General features: G+C 45.6%; 21 protein-coding genes. 10 read left to right on the top strand and 11 right to left on the bottom strand.

Annotation, left to right across the window (positions count from 1 at the left end; genetic code table 11):
- Positions 1 to 144: 144 nt before the first annotated feature.
- From ACMA1I_RS12415 to ACMA1I_RS12400, 4 genes are all read right to left on the bottom strand, one after another.
- The gene (locus ACMA1I_RS12415; protein ID WP_337068672.1) at positions 145 to 2,289 is read right to left on the bottom strand and encodes a xanthine dehydrogenase family protein molybdopterin-binding subunit; all 2,145 of its coding nucleotides are present in this window, start codon (positions 2,287 to 2,289) and stop codon (positions 145 to 147) included.
- Positions 2,290 to 2,291: 2 nt separating this feature from the next.
- On the bottom strand, positions 2,292 to 2,756 hold the full coding sequence (locus ACMA1I_RS12410) for a (2Fe-2S)-binding protein (protein WP_337068671.1): 465 nt from the start codon (positions 2,754 to 2,756) through the stop codon (positions 2,292 to 2,294).
- Positions 2,757 to 2,826: 70 nt separating this feature from the next.
- Positions 2,827 to 3,435: a nucleotidyltransferase family protein gene (locus ACMA1I_RS12405; RefSeq protein WP_337068670.1), complete on the bottom strand. Its 609-nt coding sequence runs from the start codon at positions 3,433 to 3,435 to the stop codon at positions 2,827 to 2,829.
- 231 nt (positions 3,436 to 3,666) lie between these two features.
- A complete protein-coding gene (locus ACMA1I_RS12400) occupies positions 3,667 to 4,854 on the bottom strand; it encodes an XdhC/CoxI family protein (RefSeq protein WP_337068669.1) in 1,188 nt (395 codons plus the stop codon).
- 391 nt (positions 4,855 to 5,245) lie between these two features.
- Between ACMA1I_RS12400 and ACMA1I_RS12395 the strand changes: the two genes are divergently transcribed.
- The 3 genes from ACMA1I_RS12395 (at position 5,246) to ACMA1I_RS12385 (ending at position 8,143) form a co-directional block, all read left to right on the top strand.
- Positions 5,246 to 6,172 (top strand): hypothetical protein, encoded by a 927-nt coding sequence (locus ACMA1I_RS12395; protein ID WP_337068668.1) that lies wholly within the window; start codon positions 5,246 to 5,248, stop codon positions 6,170 to 6,172.
- A 466-nt stretch (positions 6,173 to 6,638) separates the two neighbouring features.
- Positions 6,639 to 6,944 carry a metalloregulator ArsR/SmtB family transcription factor gene (locus ACMA1I_RS12390; protein WP_337068667.1) on the top strand — a complete coding sequence of 102 codons (306 nt, stop codon included), beginning with the start codon at positions 6,639 to 6,641 and terminating at the stop codon, positions 6,942 to 6,944.
- Positions 6,945 to 7,105: 161 nt separating this feature from the next.
- Entirely contained in the window at positions 7,106 to 8,143 is a 1,038-nt protein-coding gene (locus ACMA1I_RS12385) for an LLM class flavin-dependent oxidoreductase (RefSeq protein ID WP_337068666.1), read from the top strand.
- Positions 8,144 to 8,262: 119 nt separating this feature from the next.
- On the opposite strand, the gene ACMA1I_RS12380 is transcribed toward ACMA1I_RS12385, so the two are convergent.
- A complete protein-coding gene (locus tag ACMA1I_RS12380) occupies positions 8,263 to 8,778 on the bottom strand; it encodes a mechanosensitive ion channel domain-containing protein (RefSeq protein ID WP_337068664.1) in 516 nt (171 codons plus the stop codon).
- A gap of 1,164 nt (positions 8,779 to 9,942) precedes the next feature.
- Between ACMA1I_RS12380 and ACMA1I_RS12375 the strand changes: the two genes are divergently transcribed.
- Both ACMA1I_RS12375 and ACMA1I_RS12370 read left to right on the top strand, forming a co-directional pair.
- A complete protein-coding gene (locus ACMA1I_RS12375) occupies positions 9,943 to 11,535 on the top strand; it encodes a peptide chain release factor 3 (protein WP_337068657.1) in 1,593 nt (530 codons plus the stop codon).
- 103 nt (positions 11,536 to 11,638) lie between these two features.
- The gene (locus tag ACMA1I_RS12370) at positions 11,639 to 12,862 is read left to right on the top strand and encodes a glycosyltransferase family 61 protein (protein ID WP_337068656.1); all 1,224 of its coding nucleotides are present in this window, start codon (positions 11,639 to 11,641) and stop codon (positions 12,860 to 12,862) included.
- Between the two features lie 201 nt (positions 12,863 to 13,063).
- On the opposite strand, the gene ACMA1I_RS12365 is transcribed toward ACMA1I_RS12370, so the two are convergent.
- Positions 13,064 to 13,552 (bottom strand): ferritin-like domain-containing protein, encoded by a 489-nt coding sequence (locus ACMA1I_RS12365; RefSeq protein ID WP_337068655.1) that lies wholly within the window; start codon positions 13,550 to 13,552, stop codon positions 13,064 to 13,066.
- A gap of 426 nt (positions 13,553 to 13,978) precedes the next feature.
- Here ACMA1I_RS12365 and ACMA1I_RS12360 point away from each other — a divergent pair, with 426 nt between their 5' ends.
- A complete protein-coding gene (locus tag ACMA1I_RS12360; protein WP_337068654.1) occupies positions 13,979 to 14,863 on the top strand; it encodes a cyanophycinase in 885 nt (294 codons plus the stop codon).
- Positions 14,864 to 15,147: 284 nt separating this feature from the next.
- On the opposite strand, the gene ACMA1I_RS12355 is transcribed toward ACMA1I_RS12360, so the two are convergent.
- Positions 15,148 to 16,071 (bottom strand): isoaspartyl peptidase/L-asparaginase, encoded by a 924-nt coding sequence (locus ACMA1I_RS12355; RefSeq protein WP_337068653.1) that lies wholly within the window; start codon positions 16,069 to 16,071, stop codon positions 15,148 to 15,150.
- Positions 16,072 to 16,235: 164 nt separating this feature from the next.
- Between ACMA1I_RS12355 and ACMA1I_RS12350 the strand changes: the two genes are divergently transcribed.
- The 3 genes from ACMA1I_RS12350 to ACMA1I_RS12340 all read left to right on the top strand — a co-directional run bounded on the left by ACMA1I_RS12350 (position 16,236) and on the right by ACMA1I_RS12340 (position 19,545).
- Entirely contained in the window at positions 16,236 to 16,613 is a 378-nt protein-coding gene (locus ACMA1I_RS12350) for a DUF3127 domain-containing protein (protein ID WP_337068651.1), read from the top strand.
- A 211-nt stretch (positions 16,614 to 16,824) separates the two neighbouring features.
- Complete coding sequence (locus tag ACMA1I_RS12345; RefSeq protein WP_337068650.1) at positions 16,825 to 18,669, top strand: glycoside hydrolase family 3 protein; 1,845 nt, start codon at positions 16,825 to 16,827, stop codon at positions 18,667 to 18,669.
- Positions 18,670 to 18,834: 165 nt separating this feature from the next.
- Positions 18,835 to 19,545 (top strand): hypothetical protein, encoded by a 711-nt coding sequence (locus ACMA1I_RS12340; RefSeq protein WP_337068649.1) that lies wholly within the window; start codon positions 18,835 to 18,837, stop codon positions 19,543 to 19,545.
- A gap of 44 nt (positions 19,546 to 19,589) precedes the next feature.
- Here the strand turns inward: ACMA1I_RS12340 and ACMA1I_RS12335 are convergent, their stop codons facing one another.
- Both ACMA1I_RS12335 and ACMA1I_RS12330 read right to left on the bottom strand, forming a co-directional pair.
- The gene (locus tag ACMA1I_RS12335; RefSeq protein ID WP_337068648.1) at positions 19,590 to 20,111 is read right to left on the bottom strand and encodes an NUDIX hydrolase; all 522 of its coding nucleotides are present in this window, start codon (positions 20,109 to 20,111) and stop codon (positions 19,590 to 19,592) included.
- A 225-nt stretch (positions 20,112 to 20,336) separates the two neighbouring features.
- Positions 20,337 to 21,569 carry an ABC transporter permease gene (locus tag ACMA1I_RS12330; protein ID WP_337068647.1) on the bottom strand — a complete coding sequence of 411 codons (1,233 nt, stop codon included), beginning with the start codon at positions 21,567 to 21,569 and terminating at the stop codon, positions 20,337 to 20,339.
- Between the two features lie 135 nt (positions 21,570 to 21,704).
- Here ACMA1I_RS12330 and ACMA1I_RS12325 point away from each other — a divergent pair, with 135 nt between their 5' ends.
- Entirely contained in the window at positions 21,705 to 22,970 is a 1,266-nt protein-coding gene (locus ACMA1I_RS12325; protein ID WP_337068646.1) for an asparagine synthetase B, read from the top strand.
- 184 nt (positions 22,971 to 23,154) lie between these two features.
- On the opposite strand, the gene ACMA1I_RS12320 is transcribed toward ACMA1I_RS12325, so the two are convergent.
- Positions 23,155 to 23,778, bottom strand: coding sequence for a tRNA-(ms[2]io[6]A)-hydroxylase (locus tag ACMA1I_RS12320; RefSeq protein WP_337068645.1), 624 nt, complete (start codon positions 23,776 to 23,778; stop codon positions 23,155 to 23,157).
- Between the two features lie 172 nt (positions 23,779 to 23,950).
- A complete protein-coding gene (locus ACMA1I_RS12315; protein ID WP_337068644.1) occupies positions 23,951 to 25,909 on the bottom strand; it encodes a putative porin in 1,959 nt (652 codons plus the stop codon).
- Positions 25,910 to 26,021: the final 112 nt, after the last annotated feature.

Below are 26,021 nucleotides of genomic sequence, written 5' to 3'. Positions count from 1 at the left end.
TTTTTACTACCTTCAAACTGTGGCAGTAGGGGCACTTGAGCTGAATAGTTATCTCGCACATAACTCTCAGCTAACACCTCTGCTGCCATTTTTATCCCACCATCATACATTCTAGACCACAACCAATTTATAGTTATTAGCACATTAAATCAGCTTTAACTCCTCCTGCTCCATAAAAGGCTGATTGCGGAGACGTTTGCCGGTAGCTTTGTAAATAGCATTGGCTACAGCGCCTCCTGTGGGCGGTAAGGCAGGCTCGCCTAAGCCAGTAGGGTCGATGCCATTGTTCACAAAGTGTACATCTACCTCTGGCACTTCTTTTAGCCTGATGAGATGGTAATTATGGAAATTGTTTTGTTGCGCAGCACCGTCTTTAAAGGTAAGGTTGCTGTATAGAGCATGCCCCAAGCCGTCTACCACTCCGCCTCTTACCTGCTGGTAAGCTCCACTCAAGTTTACCACAATCCCGCAATCTGCCGCCGCCACAATTTTACTTACAACAGGTTTATTGTCTTTTAGTTGTACCTCTGCCACTTGCGCCACATACGACCTGTGCGAAAAGTAAACGCTAAAGCCTTGAGCCACTTCTTTCTTTTTGCCCCAGCCTGATTTTTCCACCGCCAGTTCAATTACTCCTCTCATCCTATCTATATCATACTTTACGGCTCCTACAGGTGCTTTTTTTGCTTTGTCCAGCAGCTCCAGCCGGAACTGTACCGGATCTTTACCGGCTGCCTGTGCAACCTCGTCCAGGAAAGCTTGTTCAGCAAAGGCTAAGAAATTCGTAATGGGTGCGCGCCAAGGACCAGTTGTTATAGGCGTTTTATGCTCTACCGACTCAATGAGCAGGTTCTCGACAGCGCCCGATGGAAAATTGTCTTCGCGGGTAGGATTACCTGCGTTCATGCCGGCGCCTCGAAGTCTGTACCCGATCATATTGCCGCCGGCATCTAGTGCTGCTTCGAACCTGTAGCGGACGGCGGGTCTATAAATACCACCTGTCATATCGTCTTCGCGCGTCCAGACAACTTTTACTGGTGCCTTTACCAAGTAAGACAACTCCGCAGCCTCCAACACATAATCTGCGTTGAGCCTGCGCCCAAAGCCACCGCCTAGCCGGGTCAGTTCCAGCGAGATTTTCTCAGGCGCCATATTAAGCAGCTTGGCTACTTGTCCGCGGGCCATTTCAGGTGTCTGAGTAGGGCCAATCAGCTCCACGCTGTCTTCCCGCACATCGGCAAAGAAATTCATCGGCTCCATTGGGCTGTGCGGCAAAAACGGGCATTGGTACTCACTCTTAATTATTTTAGCAGCCTTGCTAAAGGCCGCTGCTACGTCGCCATCTTTTCGGCGCACAGTACTTTCAGAACTATTGAGCAGTTCCTTAAATATGCGGTCGTGGTCGGCTGAACTTTCTAAAGGACCGTCTGCTTCGTATTCTATTTTTAAAAGCTTACGCGCTTTGTTTACCTGCCAGGTAGTGGTCCCCACTACCGCTACTTTGTCTTTAAAGCTCACCACCTCTTTAATGCCGGGAACAGCCTTTGCTGCGGTGGCATCTACCGACTTTAATTTCATACCAAAAGCCTTAGGCCTTTGGATCATGCCGTAAAGCATGCCTTCTTTGTACACATCCATCCCATAGAGAGGCTTGCCAGTAATCATCTCATGGTTGTCTACGTTACGTACCTCTTTGCCTATCAGCTTGAAGTCTTTGATTTCTTTAAGCTTTACATCAACAGGAACGGGTATTTTAGCGGCTTCGGTGGCTAATTCTCCGTAGCTGAGTTTTCTGCCGGAAGCCTTATGCAACACGTACCCATTGTCGGTGCTGAGGGTATTGAAAGGCACTTTTAAACGTTTGGCAGCTGCCTCCAGGAGCATGTGCCGGGCAGTAGCACCGGCTTTGCGGAGCCGCTCCCACGAGTGTGGTACAGCACCACTGCCACCGGTTACCTGCCGCTGAAACTTATCAGTATCCAGCGGTGCCTGCACCACTTTTACCTTACTCCAGTCTGCATCCAACTCCTCGGCCACAATCATCGGGAAAGAGGTCTTTATATTTTGACCTAACTCCGGGTTAGGTGAGAAAATGGTAATGAGACCATCAGGAGAAAGGGAAAGGAAGCTGTTAAAGTTGATGTCGCCTCCGGCCATAACTGTATCGCTGACTACCTCCATTAAACTGGCGGCGGAGTTCGTCCAGCTAAAACCTAACATCAGGCCACCACCTGTAGCGGCTGCCAGTTTCATGAATTTGCGTCTGCTTGGTAAGGGAACGTTCGGCATAGCTAATCTGTAAGTTTAGTAGCGGCTAAAGCAATGGCTTGGCGTATGCGATGATAAGTGCCACAGCGGCAAATGTTACCATTCATGGCATTGTCTATTTCTTCGGTGCTTGGCTTTTTATTTTTGTTAAGCAGTGCTGTTGCCGTCATAATCTGACCTGCCTGGCAGTAGCCACACTGCGCCACATCTACTTCGTCCCAGGCCAGTTGCACCGGGTGATCGCCTTTTTCGGAGAGGCCTTCTATTGTGGTTATTTTGTTGGTACCAACTGCCGCTATAGGCAACACACAGGAGCGCATGGCGTTGCCGTTCATATGGACTGTGCAGGCGCCACATTGGGCTATTCCGCAGCCATACTTGGTGCCAACCAGGCCAAGGTTATCGCGCAGTACCCACAGGAGCGGAGTATCTGGTTCTACGTCGGCCTCATAGGTCCGGCCGTTTATCAGAAGTTTATAAATAGCCATGTAGTGGTGGTATAAAATTGTAGTTGTAACTGTAAGTTAAAAAATTTTTTCTTATTGCAGAAGCTCATATTTAGTGGGTGCCTCTTAGGTGGGTAGCAGTCTGGAGTAAGGCGTCGTAATCTGCAGTGGTATCTATATCTGTTGCTCCCTGAGGAAAGGCGACGGTAGCTACATCTGTGCTATTCTGGCTGATTATTTTCCGGGCTCCTTCCTGCCCTTTGAGCTCCAATAGTGCCTGAAAATAGGATTTGTCAAAAACGGCTGGCGTCCCCATAGTACCTCCGTAAGCACAAGCTGCTATACCTTTACCACTTTCTTCTTTTGTATGCAGCAGCTTGTTGAGCAGGTCGGTGTGAACAAAAGGCTGATCGCATACCATTATCAAACAAGCTGAAACTGCTGGTGCAATACGCATAAGTGCTGCCATGCCACTGCTGATGGAGCTTGCCATACCGGATTGCCACTCCTGATTAAGAATGGTTGTGATGGAGAGGCCGGACATATCTGATAGCAGCAGATCGGCTTTTGCTCCCAACACTACCACTATGGGCGCACAGTCTGAAGCAAGAGCTGATTGAGTGGCTCTTTGGAGCAGGGTCTGTCCCTCAAAAAGTAGCTGCTGTTTAGGTTTTCCTAGGCGCGTAGAAGCACCCGCAGCCAATAGCACAAGTCCAGTCATAATGTTTGCAGGATTCGTTTTCTGTTGCCACTCTTAAAGTTTTACTTTAGGCATTTGGTGGTGAATTCTCATATAGATGATAGGGTAGTAGATCCATAAATCGTAACTAACAAAACAATGTTTTCTGTTACCTAACTTCTAAATTTTGCTAGAAGCTTCTGGGAGCACATTTTTATTAGAATAATTTGAGGGTCGTTCTTCCGCTTTTAATTATAAACATGCCTGCTTTACCTATTGCAGGCTGCAGGCAGTTGGCTTCTCCCCTTTTATGTCCCATTCTTTAGTTGCTGTGTTTCCTTCCTGGTGTATGGGGCCTGCTTTTAACCTTAAGGAGGTACCTGGCTTTTGAGAGAGAACAGCCTTAATCTCGGAGAGAATAGAGAGCGCAATTTCTTCAGAAGTCTCTGCTCCAATATCCAAGCCAACAGGTCCGAACAGGCTACTTAAAGCTTCGTCAGAAGGTTGTAACCCCTCCTGCTCAAGCTCCTGTAGCATGCGGTCCAGTTTCTTCTTAGGCCCCAGCACCCCTACATAAGGCAGTTGCTGCGACAGGAGCCGACGGAGCAGCGCCAGTTCGTAATTGTAGTTGTGGGTCATGAGCACCAGCACCGTTTGCTCATCGGGTTCCAGTAGGTCCCATACTTGTTCCGGTTTAGCCACGTGCACCGCATGAGCAGCCGGAAAGCGGATAGAGGTGGCATAGTTAGTGCGACCATCTATTACTGTAATTTTCCAGCCCAATAAGGCTGCCATGGCGGTAAGCGGCACGGCATCATTTCCTGCTCCTATCACGACTAGAGATACCGGTGGCCTCAGAAGTTCTACAAATCCAGTTAGGGTTATATCTTGTAACTCAAAAGTTTTGGTGCTCGAAGCACTGTTTTCAAAAACTTGCCGCGCTTCCTGCAATAGTTGCTCGCGCAGGCCTGCTTCGGGTAAGGATCCTACGGCCGGCCCAGATGGAGGTACATACAGGCAGGTTCCAGGTTGGTCGGTTGCGGGCCGCTGCAAAGAAAACAAGGTTACCAGCACAGCCACTTGTCGCTTACGCAGGAACAATTTTAAAAAAGCTATGGGATTGTTTGGGTCTTCCGGCGCGATAGGTTCAATAAGAATCTGGATGATGCCGTTACAACCCAGACCTACTCCGATTTTTGCGTCATCCTCATCGGAGGTGTCATAGGTGATAAGCATTTTCTTTTGATGCAGCATGGCATGTCTGGCCTTTCTTAAAGCATCTCCTTCCAGGCAACCTCCGCTTATGGCGCCTGTAAGCTGGCCATCTTCTGTAACCAACATGCGTGCGCCGGGCCTTCTGTACGATGAGCCCTGCACGTGCACCACCGTAGCCAATGCTGTTTGTTTGTGCTCCAAAAGGGCCAGGTCATAAGCCCGCACAATTTCCTCCAGTTCTTTCATTTCCTCCTGATACGTATTTTTCAGCTTCAGTTGGCAACAGGCCATCCCTACACCTAAAGTTAAGTGTTCTGGAAGGCTGCATCAATTAAGATTACAAGATAAGAAGATCCGGTAAATTTTTAGAGAAATCCGCTTACCTGCCTCAGGTAAAGTTGAAGCATGCAGTGATAAAGCATTCGTTAATAAATTAAATATTAGGTTATTATGGGGAATGAGCAAGGCCTTCAATTATGACAGCCATAATTATAACCTTCTTCCTGCTGTCTCATTTGCAAAAAAGATAAGGATCATTTATAGGTATGCTTTCTGTCATCGCAATCGACACAGTTAGCTGCTATCTTACAAGTGTGACACAAAAAAAGTAAAGGTTAACATTAAACATGATGAAGCCATGAAAAATAAATTTACGATCTCCATGCTCGCCCTGTTTATTGCAGGTGTGGCTATCATTGCTACGCTGGCGGGTATTACTTCTGGTGGCGGAACAGGCCCTTTCTGGCATGACACAGTCCGAGGCGCTACCACTGTCATTTACGGAAAGGGTATTTACCAGCACATGTCTGCAGAAGTGGCGCCACAAGGAATTGCGCAGGACTATGTGACCTTGTTTTTGGCAGTACCGCTGCTGTTGGTATCCTTATTCTTTGCCCGGGGAGGTTCCTTAGTGAGCCGGTATTTGTTAGCTGGTACCTTGTTTTACTTCTTGCTAACTTACCTGTTTTTCCTGGTTATGTGTACGTACAACATCATGTTTTTGCCTCATGTACTGTTGTTGTCCGCTTCTTTCTTTGCTCTTACGCTTACTCTGTACTCTTTCGACCGCAAAAAAATCCGGTCCCGGTTTAAAGAAGATGCACCGGTTAAAACGTTAGGTGCTTTTCTGGTGCTGACGGCTTTTGCCATTGCGTTGCTATGGCTAAGTGTGGTGGTTACGCCACTGCTTGATGGCTCTATTATTCCTGCACAGGTAGAGCATTATACTACCCTGGTAGTACAAGGGCTGGACCTGAGCCTGTTTTTGCCTATAGGATTTATGGCGGGTGTATTGCTGATACAGCAGAAGAAGTGGGGTTATATTTTAGCTCCTGTTTATTTTGTATTCCTGTCGGTACTCATGACAGCCTTATCAGCTAAAGTGTTAGCTATGTATATGTTAGGCTACAGCGTTGTTCCGGCAGTATTTTTAATTCCAACCATTAATGTATTAATTATAGCCGGTACTATTCTGCTGCTGAGTAAGGTACATACACCTGGCATAAAGTCGATAAGAAGAGTGCGGAAACGCTACTCTGATTTAGAGCAAATTATTGGAACCTGAAAGAGTTACAAGTAACCGACTAATTGAGACTTAACTAAAAGTAGTTTGAGGATCAGTTTTATTATCACCTGCCAGATGGCAGTGTAATGGATAGGTATTTTTCTTTGGTCTTGGCAAAAGAGAGATAGCTTCTCATTATTTTAGGTAGATGAGCCTTGGGCTTTAAAATATATTTTTTGCTCCGGAAGGCCTTTTTTATTAACAGAATTTGCGCGACCAAACAAATTGGTGAGAAACACAGGAACGCAGTCATACTCCTGCGTCAATTTAGGACAACTGGCTTAGCGTTAGTTATTTACTGCTGCTTCTTCAAGTGCTGGTACTAAATATAGTATCTAAATTAGAATCTCCTTTTATATAGATCAGGTTTGCCAGAAAGCCCTATCTCCTTTTAGCGGAACTTCATAAGTTAATCATGTGTTAGAAATAACTTTTACTTATCGGGAAATATCGATATATTTGTTTTATGAACAAAGTTGAAATTTTTAAAGCGCTTTCGAACAAAACCAGGCTACAGATTCTGCAACTGCTCAAAGAACCGGATCAGTACTTTCCGCCGCAGCATGCTGGAGATTGTACCTTTGAACAAGGCGTTTGTGTGGGGCATATTCAGCAAAAATTGGGGCTATCGCAATCTACTGTTTCAGAGTACTTGTCTACTTTGCAGCGTGCAGGCCTAATTACCGCTACCCGCTCCGGGCAGTGGACGTATTATAAGCGAGACGATGATGCCATTCAGCAGGTAGCAGAAGCAATATTAAAGGATTTATAAAAGAGAAGGAATGAAGATGGTTTTTTATGTCTTTATTTAATCGAGAATTGCCGAAATCCCGAAGTTGAAAAAGAAAAACACCTCTTCTTTTTAATGGCAACCTGTTGATAGAAGCTGGCTCTGCAAGGGCTGTAAAGCAGCAGGGGTTATTTTAATTTAAAATGAAAAGTAGTATAGAAATGAGCGACATTAAGCAAAAGCAACTTACAGATATAGGAGTATCGGTACTGGACTTAGTACCAATAGTAGCAGGTAAAACTGCTGCCGATTCTTTTAAAAACAGCCTGGATCTAGCACAGCAGGTAGAAAAACTGGGTTTTACACGGTATTGGTTAGCGGAGCACCACAACATGCCAGGCATTGCCAGTTCAGCTACTGCCTTGTTAATTGGGCATATAGCGGGTGGTACTTCAACTATTAGAGTAGGTTCTGGAGGTATTATGCTGCCAAACCATGCTCCCTTAGTGGTGGCCGAACAATTTGGTACCCTCGAAACCCTCTACCCTGGCCGGATTGATTTGGGCTTAGGACGCGCCCCCGGAACCGACCAGCTAACGGCTATGGCCTTACGCCGGGACTTAACTGGCAATGTGGAGGATTTCCCCAGACATGTGGAGGAGCTGCTGGGCTATATCGGACCTGCTAATCCTGCGGCTCGAGTTCGGGCGGTACCTGGAGAAGGAACAGATGTGCCGGTTTGGATTTTAGGGTCCAGTACCTTTGGCGCACAACTGGCAGGCATGTTAGGGCTTCCCTATGCCTTCGCCAGCCACTTTGCCCCTGCTGCTCTCCACCACGCTCTTAAAGTGTATCGCGAGAGCTTCAGGCCTTCAGATACTTTGCAGAAGCCCTATGCCATGGCTTGCGTTAACGTAACGGCAGCCGATACAGATGCAGAAGCAGAGTCGCTGGCTACTTCTCTTTACCAATCCTTTTTGAGCGTGATAAGAGGTACAGCAAGACTCATGCAGCCACCGGTTGCCACTATGGATGGACTTTGGGATGCATCTGAGAAATATGCCGTTTACCAAATGCTGCGTTACACATTTATTGGAGCAAAAAATACCATTAAAGATCAGTTGCAGGCTTTCCTGGACGAAACGCAGGTGGATGAAATTATGGTAGCCTCTCACATTTACGATCATGAGGCCAGAGTGAAGTCCTATGAAATTTTAGGATCCCTGTTCAAGAAGAGCTAATCTAACCAAATGTATTTATTTTGAACCAAAGACTCAGCAAATAAGCAGGCAAAGGAAATAATTTCGCCTGCTTATTTGCTGAGTCTTTGGCAAAATTTGTCGCTGCTGTTGTGATCCATTTAAGCCGAAGTAGTAATGGCATCATCTGGCACTATAGAAATAATTTTCTGCAGGGCCAGGGTATTGGGCATGGTAATGTTTTTGCCTTCCTTTGTTTCGATGTGCATAAAAAAAACAGAGATATCCTGCAGTCGGCCTTCTACCTCAAAATCTTTTTCATAGATTCTGATATGATCTCCGATGCGCAAAGGGTGGCTGAAAAATAGCACCAGCCCTGAAGTTACGTTGGAGAGAATAGACCACTGAGCAAAAAAAGCAACACCAAGTACGGTAATGGTAGAGGTAATAAATAGCAGTAGTTCCTTCTGGTCAAGGCCCCAAACTGCTGTTAGAATGATAATACCTAGTGCTACCAGTAAGATATTAATGACTCTAAAGGTGATGTTAACACGCCTTAACGCAAAATCGAACCTACTGGAAATCTTGTTAATGCTTTTGCCAAGCAGCAGTTTTATGAGCACCAGCAGCACAATAAGTATTACTGTCTGAAGTAATTTAATTTTATAAGGTTCCATTTAGGTGTTTTATGAATAACAGGAAACAGCGCGGGGCAAATTCCACTCACCAATTCGGAATAGTGAACAACCTCTTGCTGTAAGCTGAAGGTAAAGGTAGAGTTTATGGCTGTGTGGGGCAAGTAAAGAGGAGTGCCGCAGGCAATTCAAAACCAATAAATACCTGTAAGAGTAAAAGAGGATAAAATAGGTCGGCTTATGAAAAATGCGAATCTGGAGAATTGGGATGAAGATAGGTACAAGGAATTGAATACCTATTTCCGCATTAAAATAGATCTGCTGCTACGCACCGAGCCACATTGGCAGCAACAGAACAACCTGCAGCTAAGCGACCTGGTGGCGCAGTTTGACGAAGAAGATCAGCAGCGTTGGAAAGAGTTCATCATGCTGGATAAACTAAAGCTTGAAGCAGACATGTGGAACCACTTGAATGGCGAAGGACCCAGGTTCAGGCCTGGATTTGGCTTCTCTAACCCAGAGGATGTTANAGATCAGCAGCGTTGGAAAGAGTTCATCATGCTGGATAAACTAAAGCTTGAAGCAGACATGTGGAACCACTTGAATGGCGAAGGACCCAGGTTCAGGCCTGGATTTGGCTTCTCTAACCCAGAGGATGTTACCTGGTAGCCACCTCTCCTTTTCTATTCTCATAACAAGATCATGCTAAGTGGCCACTGAAAAAATCAAATACCTGACTTTAAGAATTCTTAAGCAAATTATTCAAATTAAAATTTCCTTCCAGAGCCCTAAAGGTTGTGAATTGTCTTTATATAATTAAGGATGCTACTATAGCTCCTGTGCCTTAAAGCTAAACTTTAATCCTTTGCTGCTGATGTTTGGGCTACCTAAACCTACCTTCCAATACTGGTGATTTGCAAGTTGAAGGGCACTCAAATTTAATCTGGAGGCAGCAAGATAGGCCGACAAAAAAGTAAATTTTACAATTTTTAAACTAATTTGATTTGATAAAGGTAATTAAATGGTGAAAGCTGGTAATTTTGCATTTCATGATTTTTTATGCCCTGAACTATAATATGCCTACCCCACCCTAATGCTGTACCTGCATTCCTCCTGATGTTCACTAGTTCGGGCCTTATTTAAGCTTATTTCACACAAAAAATCCGATTGCATAGGTATTACCCTTTGCAATTCAGCTATTCGTATATGTCAGCAACCGAAGAAATTCAAAAAAGAAGAACTTTTGCCATTATCAGTCACCCGGATGCGGGTAAAACTACGCTTACAGAAAAGCTACTGCTTTTTGGAGGAGCCATTCAAACGGCGGGAGCCGTAAAAAGCAACAAAATCGTAAAAACAGCTACCTCCGATTTTCTTGAAATTGAAAAGCAGCGTGGCATATCGGTAGCCACCTCTGTAATGGGGTTCGATTACAAAGGCTACAAAGTGAACATTCTGGATACCCCTGGTCACAAGGACTTTGCTGAAGATACTTACCGTACCCTTTCGGCCGTTGACAGTGTTATTCTAGTGGTGGATTGTGTGAAGGGGGTTGAAGAGCAGACGCGTAACCTGATGCAGGTTTGCCGGATGCGCAATACTCCTGTTATAATCTACATCAACAAACTAGACCGCGAAGGCCGTGAACCTTACGAGTTGCTCGATGAGCTGGAAAAAGAGCTGAACATACATGTTCGTCCGCTTAGCTGGCCCATCGGCATTGGCCGCGACTTTAAAGGTGTGTATAATATTTATGAGAAAGACCTGCGCCTGTTCTCTGTAAACAAATCGCAGCTGTCTGACGATGTGGTTTCTATAAACGATCTGCAAAGCGACCAACTGGTGCAACTTCTGGGGCAAAAGTATGCTGATCAGCTGCGGGAAGATGTTGATTTCCTGGAAAGTTACTACGAGCCCTTCGATGAAAACTTGTACAAAGAGGGTTACCTGGCACCAGTTTTTTTCGGTAGTGCCATCAACAACTTTGGCGTTGGCGAATTGCTCGATACCTTTGTGAGGGTAGCTCCTCACCCGCAGCCACGTGAAGCTGCTCAACGCCAGGTAGAGCCACTGGAAAAGAATTTCAGTGGGTTCATTTTTAAAATACACGCCAACCTAGACCCAAATCATCGTGACCGTATTGCTTTCTGTCGTATTTGTTCCGGCAAATTTGAACGCAACCAGCAATACTACCACACGCGCCTGCAAAAGAAAGTGCGATTCTCAAGTCCTACCAGCTTTATGGCCAACGAAAAGAGCCTTTTAGAAGAGGCATGGCCGGGCGATGTGGTTGGACTTTACGACACAGGCTCCTTTAAAATTGGCGATACCCTCACCGATGGTGAAACATTGCAGTTTAAGGGTATTCCTAGTTTCTCTCCGGAAATATTTAAAGAAGTTATAAACAGGGACCCATTTAAGGCAAAACAGCTCGACAAGGGCATTCGCCAGCTAACAGATGAGGGCGTGGCGCAGCTTTTTGTGCAGCAACCGGGTAGTCGTAAAATAATTGGCACGGTTGGTGAGCTACAATTCGATGTAATAAAATTCAGGTTGAAGCAGGAGTATAGTGCGACCTGTGAGCTTAACACGCTTCATTACCACAAGGCCTGCTGGATTACTTCTGATGATAAAGAAGCACTCCGAAGGTTTATATCGCTAAAAGGCAGCAACATTGCGTATGATAAAGATGAGAACCCTGTGTTCTTTGCTGAAACATCCTGGATTTTGCGGTCGGTGCAGGAAACTTACCCGGCCCTGAAGTTCCACTTCATTTCAGAGTTCTATCAAAACCAGTAAACTGCCATAAGTCGTATATAAACAAGTTGAATATTTACAACAATAGTACCACGACCTTTACCGGCCTACCCACCAGGTAGCGAGACTATGGAACCTTACCATTATGAATAAATTTTATAAGAAATTAAAAGTACGTGTCTCAAGAGTTGCCAGACAACTGATTCCGTTTAATCAAAAATATAAGCCTATAGGGGTTTGTCGAACAGACGCGATTTCGGATGAGTACACGAAAAATGGTAGTTCCAGTGAAGTTATATTACATACTGTTTATCCTTCTATAGTTACGACACTCGATATTTCGGATGATCTGTACCAGGCCTGCTCTAACTATTGGAAACCTGTAAAACGAGTAGAAACGACATATGTAGTTGCCGAGGTGCCAAAAGGCCGTATTCACACCGACAACGAAAGCAGTGTCGCCATTATCAGCAGGTTCAACAACCTGGTAGGCAATGTGTCGCTAAGCTTAAAGGATGGAAAAGTGATCGGGCCGGATCAAAATCCGGTTTTCGGTCAGCGTTATTTTACTACTCCTGAAAAAATAGAAGGTACCGTTTTTTCTATGCTTTCGGGTGGTGCGGGAGTAAATAACATAAGCCATTGGTTTATTGATGTATTGCCCCGGCTCCACCTCCTGCAGAAAAGTGGCCTTTACGATAAAGTGGATTGGTTTCTGGTGCCGAGCTTACGCTATAGCTATCAAACAGAAACAATGGATCTTTTAGGTATTCCGAGAGAGAAGCTTTTAGCAGGCGATGAGCACCCGCACGTTACAGCTGATTGCGTTATTGCCTCAACTGCACCACGCGGCAACCACACACTGGTGCCTAACTGGCTTTGCGATTACCTGAAGAATGCCTTTTTGCCTCTTGTGGCCAATGAGACTTCTGATATAAGTACACCTTCACGAATTTATATTAGCAGAAGCGACTCCAACATGAGAAACGTGCTAAATGAAACAGACCTTGTAAAAGAGCTGCAGCCTTTTGGATTCGAAAGTATAGTGTCGAGCAAGTACACGATAAAAGAGAAGCTGCTCATGTTCTCAAAAGCGGAGGTAGTAGTGTCGGCAACTGGAGCTGGTCTGGTTAGTATTTTATTTTGTCAGCCAGGCACCAAGGTTATTGAGATCTTTAATGAGGGTTTTGTAATTGAACCGTTCTATGATATCGCTACTAAAACCGATCTGGATTACGATTACATCATTTGCCCGAGCCAGAAAAAAATTACAGATGCAGCCAAAGGTCAGCGCGAAAATTTACTGGTGGACCTTCACAAGCTAAAGAGCAAGCTTGGAAAACGACTGCAGCCAATCGAAAATAACTGAATACCTCAAGTTTAGGGTTTTGATTAGCCGTTTGTAGGCTAATTTCTGCTAATCTTTAAGTTTAAAGATTGGTTCATAAAGTAAAACTTGTATAAAAACAAAAATCCTCTTTCACCTTCTGACCGGCTTGTTTGGCTCGGGGAAGGAAAGAGGATTTTTCTATTTCATCTCAGCAGTATAAGCTACCGGAAGTATTCTAGCCTATTGCGCTTTAAGGTTGATGGAGGTTTCCGCAATCTGGGTCAATAACTGGTCTGTCATTTTCTCTTCTTCCAGCGTTTCGTGCAGCAGGTCCATTACATCGGTTAAGCCAAGTTGTTTAGCATAGGTACAAACGGTGCCATAGGCAGCAATTTCGTAATGCTCCACTCTTTGGGCCGAAGCAATCAAAGCGGCATCCATCACCTCGGCTTCAGCTTTCTCCTTCATCATAGATTCGGCTTCTTTAATAATGCCCTCCATGGCTTTACAATGCTCGCCTGAAGCTTTCTGGCCCATCAGTTCAAATACTCTGTCCAGACGGTCAATCTGGCGTTCTGTCATTTCCAGGTGATCCTGAAAGGCAGTACGCAGCTTGTCAGAAGAGCAAGCTTCCATCATGACAGGCAGAGCTTTGGTAATCTGATTCTCTGCGCTGTAAATGTCCTGTAACTCGTGCAGGAATAGGTCATTCAAATTATTAAGTTTCATAGCTTGGAAAGGTTAAGGTTCATTTATCTCCGAAGCAAATCGCCTCGTGATGTTTCTATACGACATCCTTCCCTTGAGGTTAAAAAATATAAATTAATTAGGGTTAAAGGCCAAAATAACTTGGTAAAGGGTTTTATATAGGCTTTTTTTTATATATTATAATGTACAGACATGTAATTATACTAGGGGCAGATAAGTATTAATTGGATGCTTTTACAACGAATTTTAAAAAATACTGGTACTTCTTCTTAGCAGGACGCAGGAGCTGCCGGTATAGGTGCAGAGACGATTAAATTTTATGCTACCCCCACCGTCGGCAACCAGATGGTCAATAATGTGCCTGCATGCTTGCAAAAGGCGCAGCAATTATGTTTTTTGTGTCAAACGAAAGTTTTAATTCTCATAATCCTGAAAAATATAGTTACAGTGGAAAAACCAAAAGGTAAACTTATAGCAGTTGGTGGAAACGAAGACAAAGGCAGTTATCCTAATTCCAAATCAAAGAAAAAGTATTACCTTGACTTTTTTGAATTAGGAATCTTAAAAAGATTTCTGGGCGAAATTCCGGTACAACACCCTCGAATTGAGGTAATTACTTCTGCTTCGCTTATTCCGGAAGAGGTCGGCGAACGTTACCAAAGTGCCTTCGGCATTTTAGGCTGCGAAGAAATCGGCCTGATGCATATTAAGGATGCCTCTGAAACACACCAACCTGCTTACCTGGAGCGCTTGCAAAAAGCCGATGGCATCATGTTCAGTGGTGGCGACCAATCCAGGCTGACGCGCTTTTTTGGCAACTCCCCCTTCCTGGAAATTATGAAGGAGCGCTATTGGAACGAGAACTTTGTAATAGCCGGGACCAGCGCGGGTGCCATGGCCATGTCTGAGATCATGATCAGAGGCGGAAGTGCCAAAGAAGCTCTGCTGAAAGGCTCCGTCCGTATCAGCCAGGGACTCGGACTAATAGGAGGAGTTATTATAGATTCACATTTTATTATCAGGGGGCGTTTTGGTCGATTAATGGAAGCCGTCGTGTCTCACCCCAGAACAGTTGGTATAGGGTTGGGTGAGGATACAGGCGTACTCATCACAGAGGGCCACCTGATTGAAACTATTGGATCTAACCTGGTGGTGATTATAGACGGGCATGAGCTGGGCTATTCTAACATATCAGAAATAGAAAGAGGAAAGCCCGTTGCCATTGAGCATATGCTCATGCACGTATTAGCAAAAGGCAATGTGTATGATATTAACTCCAGAGTATTTTATAAAGACAAAGAGGCACTACAGCTTGCACAACTGAAAGAGTAAAATCGTTGGCCATTGTAAATGCTTTTCCGCTTCTCCTGGTTCTCTGTTGCTGGTAGCCTCAGCAGAAGCAGGACGAGTTACATCAACTAAATTCTGCTAATGAAAAGAGCCTTCCGGAGCTTTTTTAGTGTCACCAGGCCTAAGGCTATTCCTCTTCAATTTAGCTTTTATAGACCAGTAGAGTTTGTTGTTTAGTACATGATAAAGCCAGCCCCAATTCTTCTAATGAAAATAGCCTTCCAGAGCGGTTCTTAGACAAAGAATGGCAAGGGTTTAACTTGAGTTTATTTATAGATTCCAACAAAGGTTTCCTGATTTTGCTTTTTACTGGCGCGGTACATTCCTTCCGAGTTGAAAGGCAAAGCAATTTCGCCAGTAGCGTCTACGGCTATCAGCCCCCCCTCACCGCCAAATTCTACCAGCTTTTCGTGTACAACCTGCTGGCATGCCTGGTGCAGGCTAAGGCCCTTATACTCCATTAAGCAGGATACATCGTAGGCCACCACTGCCCTTAAAAAAAATTCTCCATGGCCGGTGCATGAAATGGCGCAGGTCTTATTGTTGGCATACGTGCCGGCTCCAATAACCGGGGTGTCTCCTATTCTGTTAAAATTTTTATTCGTCATGCCTCCTGTTGAGGTTGCAGCAGCCATGTTTCCCTCTGCATCTAAGGCTACTGCCCCTACTGTCCCAAACTTTTCGTCAACGGTGTGGTCGAGCACAAACAGGTCGGTTTCGCGGACTTCCCGCCACTGCCTGTGGCGGAAAGCATCGTAAAAATACTCTTCCGGCTCAAAGGCCACCTGGTGCTTTCGGGCAAATTCCTCTGCTCCGTAGCCGCTCATAAATACATGGTCCGAGTGATCCATAATGGCTCGGGCAAGCGTTATGGGATTTCGTATGCTTCTCACGCCAGCCACTGCCCCGGCATCCAAGTTTTTACCGCACATAATGGCCGCATCCATTTCGTGCCGACCATCCTTTGTGAAAACGGAGCCTTTACCGGCATTAAACAGCGGCACATCCTCGAGCAGCACAACAGCTTGCTCTACGGCATCTAAGGCAGATCCACCGGCAGCAAGAGTGGCATAGCCAGCTTCCACCGTGTTTCGAAGAGCAGCTTTGTAGGCTTTTTCCTGCTCGGGTGTCATGGAAGCTGGTGTAATTGTGCCGGCTCCACCGTGTATGGCAATGGCAAATGGGTACATAATTGCAATGTTTGGTAGTTGGTCGTATTCGTTTACGCCTCTTTGGCAAAGGCAGTTTTCAGGAGGTTCTAACCTCAAAAAAAATTAAGGCTAAGGGGTTTTTAGCTCCCGATTTTAGATCAAAATGAGTACCTTTGTACATTCTAAATAAATAAATTTTAATTATGTCGTTTGAAATCCAAGGTAAGCTTTACGAAGTGTTTGATGAACAACAAGTGAGTGATAAGTTCAAGAAGCGGGAATTTGTACTGGAAATTCCGGATGGGCAATATACCCAATACCCTAAGTTCCAACTTACTCAAGACAAGTGCTCTCTGCTGAACCAATACAAGGCTGGTGACGAACTTAAAGTAACCTTTAACCTGACTGGTAAGCCATTTGTGAAAAACGGCACTACTATGTATTTTACTAACCTGCAGGCTTGGCGTGTAGAGGCTGCAGGTGCAGGATCTTTTGGTGCTCCTGCCGGTTCGCAACAAGCTCCCGACGCTGCTGCTCCATCGTTCTACAGCAGCGATGCTGATAATGATCTTCCTTTTTAATTTCTGAAAATTGAAATAAGTAAAGCGGGCTAAAAGGTCCGCTTTTTTTATGGATGAACATGTTCAAAAAATGCTTGGCACAGGCACCCGCCATTATAGGTATTCTCTTACAGTAGAGCCACAAACACAGAAATACTCACCTGACCGAAAGTAAAAGAACAGAACCAAAAAAGCTAAAGGCAGTATGTACTTGTTGCATCAATGATTTTATATGTTCTCCTTAAATTTAAAATCAGGTTTAGCCATTTTATCAAGATTAAGCCTCTGCACCATCAGTTTTGTAGCTTTGCTTTTGAGCGCGTGCGAGAGCGCAGGCACCAAAAAAAACGTTCTCTCCAAAAAGATTGGAGTTATTGTCGCCACTCCTCCGGAAAAGCCTCGAGCAGCGGCAACGAACCTTCTGGAGGCACTGGAGCAGCCTTCTGCCTGGGTCGACTCCGTGTACAGTACCCTAACAGAGGAGGAGCGCATAGCTCAATTGATTATTATCGAAGCCTTTTCAGACAAAGGAGCCAAATACGAAGCGGAAGTGCTGAACATGGTATTGAAGTATAATATCGGAGGGATTATCTTTTTTCAGGGAGGCCCGGTTAGGCAGGCCAAGCTCACCAACAAGTACCAGGCGGCAGCAAAAACCCCTTTACTGATTTCTATGGATGCCGAAACCGGCATCGGCATGCGTCTGGACAGTACCGTGGAATACCCCTTCCAGATTATGCTAGGCGCTGTGGAAGACAATGGCCTGGTGTACCGCATGGGGGCTGAAATAGGTCGGGAGTTTAAGCGGCTGGGCATGCACGTAAACTTTGCACCGGTAGCGGATATAAATAACAACCCGAACAACCCTATTATAAGCTACCGCTCTTTTGGAGAAGACAGGTTAGCCGTAACTGCTAAAAGCCTGGCTTTTATGCGTGGTATGCAGGAGAATGGCATTATTGCAACAGCCAAGCACTTTCCAGGTCATGGCGACACCGACATCGACTCTCATCACGACCTTCCTATTATTCCATTCGAAAGGCAAAGGCTCGACTCACTAGAGATGTACCCCTTCAGAGAACTGATCCGGAATGGTGTGGGTGGCATTATGGTAGCGCACATGCACATACCACAGCTCGACCCCACCGAGAACCTGCCTTCTACCCTATCCAAACCCATCGTAACTGACCTTCTGAAGCAGGAGCTTGGTTTTAAGGGCTTGGTATTTACAGATGCCATGGTTATGAAAGGAGTTACCAAGTATTTTCCGCCAGGCGAAGCAGAGGCACGTGCCCTGATAGCTGGTAACGATGTGCTGGAGCGGCTGAATAGCGTAGAGAAAACCATTGCGGCCATACAGCAGGCTATACAAAATGGCGAAATTTCCTGGGACGAGATTGAAATACGCTGTAAGAAAATGCTTTCGGCAAAGCAATGGGTGGGGCTGGACAACTACCAGCCGATTGAACTGGAGAACCTTTACCAGGACCTGAACCCAGCGGAGGCAGACAGCACTAATAAGGCAATAGCAGAAGCGGCTCTTACCTTGCTGAAAAATGAAAAAAGGGTACTGCCGGTAAGGCAACGGGGGAATTTTAAAATTGCTACGGTATCTTTTGGTGCTACGCGGCCAACGGTTTTTCAGAGGGAAATAAAAAAGTATGCTCAAACCAGCGACTTTATCATTTCCCGAAAAGCTAATGCCAAAGAAGTAATAAAACTGCAGCAACAGCTGCGGTCCTACGACCTTGTGCTGGTGGCGCTCTATGGCCCCAGCGTGCGGCCGAGCAACAACCTGGGCTACTCGCAGCACACTACGGCTCTTATTCATCACCTGGCAAAATCGCAGAAATCATTTATAACCTTGTTTGATAACCCGTACACGCTCAACCAGTTCGACGGCATACAGAAAAGCAAAGGACTGCTGTTGGCTTACCAGCCTCACTTGCATGCTCAAAAAGCCGCCGCCAGATTATTGTTCGGAGGCTTGCCAGCACGTGGTAAGCTGCCTGTTACGGTGAACGACTATTTTAAATATGGCGATGGCATTAGTAAAGACAAACCTATCTTACCTTAAGTTTGTCAGAAAGCCCTGAGGCTGAATAATAAAAAAAATCCTCCCAAAGGCCTTTTTGTTTGAAAAATTTACCCGAACTGTCATATTGAGGTCTGTGATACAAAGCAAAACAAGGGTTCTCTGTTGCCGTAATAAGAACAGAACCTGATGGCAAAATGAAAACAGATGAGCAAGCAATTAATTAGCATAAAATATTTTACCCTAATCCTGGCGAGTTCCCTGTTATGGTCTTGCGAAGGAAACAGGACGGCAGAAAATACTACCGAGCGGGTACTGGATCTGTCGGAGTCGACTGACACAGTTCAGGTAGTAAAAACCGGAAAAACTGCCGATGACCATTTGGCCGATTTCCGGGAATGGATCAATTCCAAAACAGGAGACGGTGACTCTTCCGGCACTAACCGGGGTGGTGCTGCCAAAGAAGAATTCAAGAAAAGAACTGCTCAGGTAGAAACCCGGCTAGACAGCCTGTCGGCTAGATCTAAGGCGGAGTATGAGCAACTGAAGGGAAAATACCAGCGATGGGAAGAGCGCCAGGAGCGCCGACAAAACACGCCGCTCGATGCCCAGAAGCTGAGCCAATGGCAGGACCAGTTGCTTCGGGAGTTCAAGGATTTAAACGGCATAACCAACCAGAATATGCGCGAAGCTTATCTTACTTTTATGGGAGAAGTAAGAGCCAAGCGCCAGAACTGGAATCAGGACGATTGGGATTACGTGGACCACGTGTATGGCCTGCTGAACCAGCGCATGGGCCAAATCGACAACCAAATTGCGACTGCTGATAAAGTTAAAATTAAAACCTTACAGGCTGAATACCTGAGCCTAGAGGCAGCCGCTGACACGCGCAGCATGCTGGGCAGCATGAGAGATTAAGTCAACCCACAGGTGCTCCAGCAAGTACCTGTGGGTTGCATACTTTATTTTCCTGCTTGCTGCAGGCGCAGCCATAATTGGGCAATGATGGTTTTGGCATCTGTGAACTGCTGTTCTACAAATTCTTCGGGGCTGTAGCGCACAATCTCAATGTTTTCGTGCTCCCCTTCTTTACCTCCGCCTGCTCCATGCTGGTGCGATACTTCGGCATAATACAAAAGCACCCGCTCCGTACAGCATCCCGGCGAGGAGTAGAAAGTGTAGAGGTAGTCGAGTTTGTTTACGTGATAGCCTATTTCTTCTTCAATCTCCCGTGTTATACTTACTTCCGGAGACTCTCCCTCGTCTATCATGCCAGCCACTATTTCCACCATTTCTGACTCCGAGCCAATTCTAAATTGTTGGGTGAGCACGTAGCGTCTATCTTCCGTGTCGTATACCAAAGCGGCTACTGCCTCTCCCCTGTCGAACTGTTCGCGGGTAAAGGTGTGTCCCTTCTGCTCCACTGTAAGCTCGTACATTTTGAAATAACCATCGTAAACTTTTTCGCGTCCTTTAATTTTCATAGTACTTGAATTAACCAAGGCAACATTTGCCGCCCCTTAATAGCTTTTATGTTAAAATTGGAATGTGAGTTTAGAAACTACTGGAGGAGCTCCCAGAACAGCAAAAGGTTTGGTAACTGGTTAGCAATCTTTCCAACTAACACTCTTTCTATAATTCTGCTAATGAAAATGGCCTTCCGGAGCTAAAACACACTTTTTGCAATCAGGGCACTACTCCCTTGGTTATTACTCATACCGCAGCGACTCAATAGGATCTAGTTTAGAAGCGCGGTACGCGGGGTACGAACCAGATATAACACCTACCGTTACACAAATGGTAAGGCCTACTACCACCCACATCCAGGGTACAATAAAGCCACCCTGGCCAATCATGGCAGAAATTCCATTGCCAGCCAGAATACCCAAGACAATTCCTACAAACCCGCCCAGCAAACAAATAACCACGGCTTCTATCAGAAACTGCTGTCGTATCTGAAAAGCGGTGGCACCTAAGGCTTTGCGAACTCCTATTTCCCTGGTCCGTTCGTTTACAGATACCATCATTATGTTCATCAGACCAATAGAGGCCCCTAGAAGCGTAATAAAGCCAATTATAAAGCCACCTGCCTTCATATAGCCCGATATCTCGTCTAGCTTTTGCATGGCGGTGTCGCTGCGGCTAATTTCAAAAGAATCGTCCTGCCCTAACCAGTCCTGCCGCACGGCGCGCATTACGCCGGTTGCCTCGCCCATTACATAATCCAGCTCCTCTGGGGTAGGCAGAATAGTTTTAATTTCATAGCTCAGGCTGTTTCCGTTCAGCGGTATTTGCCGGCCTGTTTCCAAGGGTATGATAATTGTTCTGTCGGCGCTGGTGCCGCCCATACTGCTGCCGGTTTTCTCGGTAACGCCTATAATCTTGAACCTGCGCCCCAAAAAGGTAATATGGTCGCCAATTGGCTCAGACTTCGGAAAAAGCTTATCTACAATCTCTACTCCTACAATGGCCACACTCGTGCCGTTCTCTAGTTCAAAGGCCGAAAAGCTGCGCCCGCTGGCTATGTTAATGTTGCGGCTAGGCATATAATTCTCATCGCCGGCTACAATATTTATGTTCGGATTCGTTTTATCGGTGTTGCTCTTTACTACCGTGGAGCCCGATACATGCGCCGATAAACTTACCTGCGCCTTTTCCTCCATCAGGGTTTTATACTTGGTGGCCTCGTTGTAAGAAATGGCTGCATACACTTTACCGGCCTTGCCCTCACTGTAGTTGCTCCATTTTTGCTGGATATCGAAAGAGTTGGCACCAAGATTGGAAAAAGTCTGTTGAAGGGAGTACTTCATGCTGTCTACAGCCGTAAGAATACCTACCAGCGACATGATGCCAACAGAAATAATTAGGCCGGTTAGGATGGTGCGCAGCAGGTTGCTGACAATTGCCCGTAGGCCTTCCCGTATGTTTTCTATCAGGTTCATTCGCGGAAACAGAATTGGTCTTTTATGGCAGTTTCCCCTTTAGAATTGTATTAAAGGAGAGACATCTAAGATAATTGCATTTTCTGAAAGAACATCCATTTTTAGTATATTTGTTGAGACCACACTATTGCATCCATGTTAATTCGCTTTTTAACCATATTGCTGACCATTGGTATTTTCTCCGCCAAGAGCCTTGCCTCAACCGTGCTTATACCCATGGACGAAACACAAAAAGACCACCTGAAATCTTACGGCGTTGCCTATTGGGTTCTATCCAAAAACCTTCAGGTAGACTGGCTGCTGAACTACCGTGGCGGCAGCTTTGCATTTCAGTATGCGCCGCAGCTGGAGAGCGAGCTGATTGTGCGAGGTGTTAGCTACCAGGTTATTTCAGATGCCCAATATACTACTGTGCTTTCGCAGATAAGCGATGCAGAAGCCAATATGGATGTAATGAAGCTGGAGAAGGTGCCAAAGGTGGCGGTGTATACTCCAAAGTCTAAAATGCCCTGGGACGATGCCGTAACGCTTGTGCTTACCTATGCTGAAATTCCTTACGACAAAATTTACGATGAGGAAATCATGCGTGGCGACCTGCCCAAGTACGATTGGCTCCACCTGCACCACGAAGACTTTACCGGCCAGTACGGTAAATTTTATGCCAGTTACAAGCATTTTCCGTGGTACCAGGAGCAACAACAAACCGCTGAGGAGTCGGCCAAAAAGCTTGGGTTTAGCAAAGTGTCGCAACTGAAATCGGCTGTGGTGAATCGTATAAAAGAGTTTTGTGCTGGCGGCGGTTTCCTATTCGCCATGTGCTCTGCCACCGATACCTACGACATTTCACTGGCCGCAGAAGGAGTTGACATAGTAGATGTGATGTACGATGGTGATGGCGTAGACCCTAAAGCGCAAGAGAAGCTGGACTACTCTAAGACCTTTGCTTTTCAGGATTTTAAGCTTGTGCGGAACCCACTTGAGTACGAGTATTCGAATATAGATATGCAGCCGCAGGAGCGCAATGTTTCGGAACACAACGACTTTTTTCAGCTGTTTACTTTTTCAGCTAAATGGGACCCTATTCCGACAATGCTCTCCCAGAACCATACCCGCACTATTAAAGGCTTTATGGGGCAAACCACTGCCTTCCGGAAGAGACTTGTGAAACCAGAGGTAATTGTAATGGGCGAGAACAAAGAACTTGGTGAAATCCGGTATATGCACGGCACCTACGCCCAGGGCACCTGGACCTTTTATGGCGGCCACGACCCCGAAGATTACCAGCACCTGGTTGGCGAAGATCCCACTGACCTTGCCTTGCACCCCAACTCCCCTGGCTACAGGTTAATCCTGAACAATATCCTTTTCCCGGCTGCCAAAAAGAAAAAGCAGAAAACCTGATGGTAATGTGCTAATAGTGTGAAATGCTGATGTGCTGATGTGCTAATTATTTATTCTATGGAGGAAAATGTATTGAATTATTAAATTAAAACCTTAGACAGCGAAAAATTTGTAGCCATATTGGTTTTGCTGATTAATTTCTAAACAGCCCAATCAGCACATTAAATCATTAGCAAATTAAAAATTAGTGCATCCTATCGGGGCGGGGTTCCAGGCTGGTTATAATGGCGGCTTCTATTTCTAAAAGTTCTTTTAGGCGGGCATCTACTACTGCGGGAGGCATATATTCTTTGGCAAGTTTAACAAAGCTAACGTAATGCCCTGCCTCCGATACCATTAACTCGTAGTAGAACTTCTGTAGCTCCTCGTCTGCAATGTTTTTCCAGAGCAGCTTAAACCGCTCACAGCTTCTGGCTTCAATTAAAGCGTTAATAAGCAGGTGGTCCATGAGCTGGCGGCCCCGCTGGCCACCTTTTCTAATGTGCTTGGCCAGCTCCACCACGTACTCATCGGGGCGATTGCGACCCAGGCCATAGCCTCGTTTTTTCAGCTCCGCCAGCACCCGCTCAAAATGACTCCATTCTTCCGCAACCAGGTCAGTCATTTCTTCTACTAGCCGCGTTTTATCAGGATATTTCACGATCAGCGAAATTGCCGAAGTAGCTGCTTTTTGCTCGCAGTAGGCGTGGTCAACCAGAATCTCTTCTATATTTTTTTCAGCAATATTCACCCAACGCGGATCGGTGGGGAGCTGCAGTTTCAGAATGGTTTTGGTAGGTTGTAAAGGAAGATTTTCTTCAGTTTCCATTCGCTCTTGTTGCTAAGGGGTACTATTAATATGTTTATAATAAGATATAGGGCATGTTTCTTCTAAGTGTCTACCTGCCGCTTGTTTCCTAAAATTCTGCTAATGAAAATGGCCTTCAAGAGGCTTTTTTCATTATTAAGCCTTGGGCTATGGTTTTCTTGGCTCCATGGCCTTAGTCAAAGAACATCCATTTGATTCCGAAAATAAAGCTGCGCCGCATGTTAGGGTAACCAGGAGTTGACCAATAAGCTGGCGTTATAAGCCCATCGTTTACATGCGACATTTTCAGAAAGAGGTTCAGTGTTTTAATGTCAGCATTCAAAAATACGTCTACTACCGGGTAGGTTGGTATCATAAAGTTGTTCTGCAAGTAGAACTGCTGAGCAACAGGCATATAGGCATCAGCCATGTAGGCCGATGGCATTGTCATCTCCACGCCGAACTGCCCGAAAAGCGCCTCCTTGAACAAAGACCCCTGGAAGTAAAGTTTTGAATTAAGGAGCCACTCCGGAATTCGAATGGTGTGAGCTTCGTCGGTGTTGGTATAGGCAACGGTGTTATCGAAGTGGAGGGAGCCGAAACGAATCCGGTGCTCCAGCTGCGCCCCTACTATACGCTGATTTCCTGTGAGCTGCTCTGGCTGTGCCCCTTTGTTAAATTCGTTAAAGAAAATATGGCGCTTTATGTTGGTATAATATCCTTTAAATTTTACATACTGCCTACCTCCTAATTTACCAACGTAGCTAGCCTGGATGTAATCGGTAACGCTGCTCTGGAAATTGCTGTTGTCCCATTCGAAATGGTTGCTATACAGGCGCTGCTCTGTAAAAGAGGGAGATCGTAACACCCGGCTGAGCATAAACTTCAGGCCTTCAAAGTAAATTAATCCCGAAACTTTATAGTCGTTGGTCATCTGAAACTCCCCATCGAGCTGCAGCATAGCCTTATTCTCGTAATGCATTCGTAATTGGCCGCCTAAGAAAAGTTGATTTATGCCGAACTCGTGTCTTAGGGTGCTGGTAGTTGTTTTGTTAATAAATTTTAATACACTATATTCTTGCTTGGCATTACGGTACTTTAGGTATCCTTTAAAAAAAGAATATTTGCTGTTGCCGGTTACACCAAATTCATTTTGCGTTTCCCGGTAAAAGCTGCGGTCATCGGTAAGAGTGAGGTGATGTTTAGTTTCGGGATAGAAAGAAGGTATGGTATCCAAACTATTACTCGGATTAGGTATTCGTTCAATTCCATTATCCTGGAAGCGGACTTCCTGGCGGCGGGTATCGAAAGCATGGTACAGCTTGAGGTCTTCGTTCGCCAGTTTATAGATTTGAAGGATGTGTATATTATTCCTGAACTCATGGCTCGACGCCTGGTTCAGATATATAGGAACAGTTTCAAAATCTGAATCAAAAATATTCTCAGATTCACCTAGAGGGAAATATCCCTTGAACTTAGCAGTATCGCTTGGCGGTCTGTATCCTCCATATTCCGCCTGTTCATGATTAAGGTGAGTGAAATTGGCGAATAGGTCGTACTTCTCGTTTTTGGTGCGATAGTGGGTGTAGAACTTTACGGCTTGCCCATCTACTAGTCTGTCGCCACGGAGAGTTCTGGATGGCCCAACCTGCCTGTTGGCTGCCATAAGTTTATAAGCAACGCCCACATTCCAGTTCTCAGATATGTTGCGGGCATGTTGAGCTTCAAACACCTGCTCACCCCGCTGCCCCTGCACGTAATGCAGGTGCGTGTAAGGCGACCGCGTATCGAAGTAATTGATGCGAAGGGGATCGTAGGCGTACCGGTTAAAGGCGTAGCGGCCAGACCGTGCGCCAATCTCGCTTGGTAGCTGAAACAGCAACGGCTTGGCAGCTGCACCAATATTGCCCAGATCCTGATAGAAAAGCGTGTCCTGGTACCAATAACGCTGGTTATGCATGTTATGAATCGCCGTATCAACGCGCTGTTCCCGGTAGGTTCCTTCCAGCACATCGCGCTCAAAGAGTTGGAGCGTGGTTCTGGGGCCATAGAGTACTTTGGTCGAGTCATCAATAATCTGGGCGAAGGCAGCCTGTGTGCCAGCCATCAGAACGAGAGTCAGTATTAATCCTGCAAGTAGCTTTCGTATCACAGTTCAAAATTAGTGTTTTTCGCACAACTAGTGTGCACCAGGCGCAATTTTAGCGCCAAAGCAAAATCTTTTGAGCAATTGTAGCTTCTAAATTACAACCGCCTGAAACCCA

This window comes from Pontibacter sp. 13R65 (assembly GCF_047525655.1).
Lineage (GTDB): Bacteria > Bacteroidota > Bacteroidia > Cytophagales > Hymenobacteraceae > Pontibacter.
The sequence above is the reverse complement of the archived record's forward strand: the minus strand, read 5'-3'. Positions and strand labels throughout refer to the sequence as shown.

What these genes read in the sequence shown, in the direction of transcription:
- ACMA1I_RS12415 (WP_337068672.1), bottom strand. Translation starts at nt 2,289, where the DNA reads ATGCCGAACGTTCCCTTACCAAGCAGACGCAAATTCATGAAACTGGCA.
- ACMA1I_RS12410 (WP_337068671.1), bottom strand. Translation starts at nt 2,756, where the DNA reads ATGGCTATTTATAAACTTCTGATAAACGGCCGGACCTATGAGGCCGAC.
- ACMA1I_RS12405 (WP_337068670.1), bottom strand. Translation starts at nt 3,435, where the DNA reads ATGACTGGACTTGTGCTATTGGCTGCGGGTGCTTCTACGCGCCTAGGA.
- ACMA1I_RS12400 (WP_337068669.1), bottom strand. Translation starts at nt 4,854, where the DNA reads ATGAAAGAACTGGAGGAAATTGTGCGGGCTTATGACCTGGCCCTTTTG.
- ACMA1I_RS12395 (WP_337068668.1), top strand. Translation starts at nt 5,246, where the DNA reads ATGAAAAATAAATTTACGATCTCCATGCTCGCCCTGTTTATTGCAGGT.
- ACMA1I_RS12390 (WP_337068667.1), top strand. Translation starts at nt 6,639, where the DNA reads ATGAACAAAGTTGAAATTTTTAAAGCGCTTTCGAACAAAACCAGGCTA.
- ACMA1I_RS12385 (WP_337068666.1), top strand. Translation starts at nt 7,106, where the DNA reads ATGAAAAGTAGTATAGAAATGAGCGACATTAAGCAAAAGCAACTTACA.
- ACMA1I_RS12380 (WP_337068664.1), bottom strand. Translation starts at nt 8,778, where the DNA reads ATGGAACCTTATAAAATTAAATTACTTCAGACAGTAATACTTATTGTG.
- ACMA1I_RS12375 (WP_337068657.1), top strand. Translation starts at nt 9,943, where the DNA reads ATGTCAGCAACCGAAGAAATTCAAAAAAGAAGAACTTTTGCCATTATC.
- ACMA1I_RS12370 (WP_337068656.1), top strand. Translation starts at nt 11,639, where the DNA reads ATGAATAAATTTTATAAGAAATTAAAAGTACGTGTCTCAAGAGTTGCC.
- ACMA1I_RS12365 (WP_337068655.1), bottom strand. Translation starts at nt 13,552, where the DNA reads ATGAAACTTAATAATTTGAATGACCTATTCCTGCACGAGTTACAGGAC.
- ACMA1I_RS12355 (WP_337068653.1), bottom strand. Translation starts at nt 16,071, where the DNA reads ATGTACCCATTTGCCATTGCCATACACGGTGGAGCCGGCACAATTACA.
- ACMA1I_RS12350 (WP_337068651.1), top strand. Translation starts at nt 16,236, where the DNA reads ATGTCGTTTGAAATCCAAGGTAAGCTTTACGAAGTGTTTGATGAACAA.
- ACMA1I_RS12345 (WP_337068650.1), top strand. Translation starts at nt 16,825, where the DNA reads ATGTTCTCCTTAAATTTAAAATCAGGTTTAGCCATTTTATCAAGATTA.
- ACMA1I_RS12340 (WP_337068649.1), top strand. Translation starts at nt 18,835, where the DNA reads ATGAGCAAGCAATTAATTAGCATAAAATATTTTACCCTAATCCTGGCG.
- ACMA1I_RS12335 (WP_337068648.1), bottom strand. Translation starts at nt 20,111, where the DNA reads ATGAAAATTAAAGGACGCGAAAAAGTTTACGATGGTTATTTCAAAATG.
- ACMA1I_RS12330 (WP_337068647.1), bottom strand. Translation starts at nt 21,569, where the DNA reads ATGAACCTGATAGAAAACATACGGGAAGGCCTACGGGCAATTGTCAGC.
- ACMA1I_RS12325 (WP_337068646.1), top strand. Translation starts at nt 21,705, where the DNA reads ATGTTAATTCGCTTTTTAACCATATTGCTGACCATTGGTATTTTCTCC.
- ACMA1I_RS12320 (WP_337068645.1), bottom strand. Translation starts at nt 23,778, where the DNA reads ATGGAAACTGAAGAAAATCTTCCTTTACAACCTACCAAAACCATTCTG.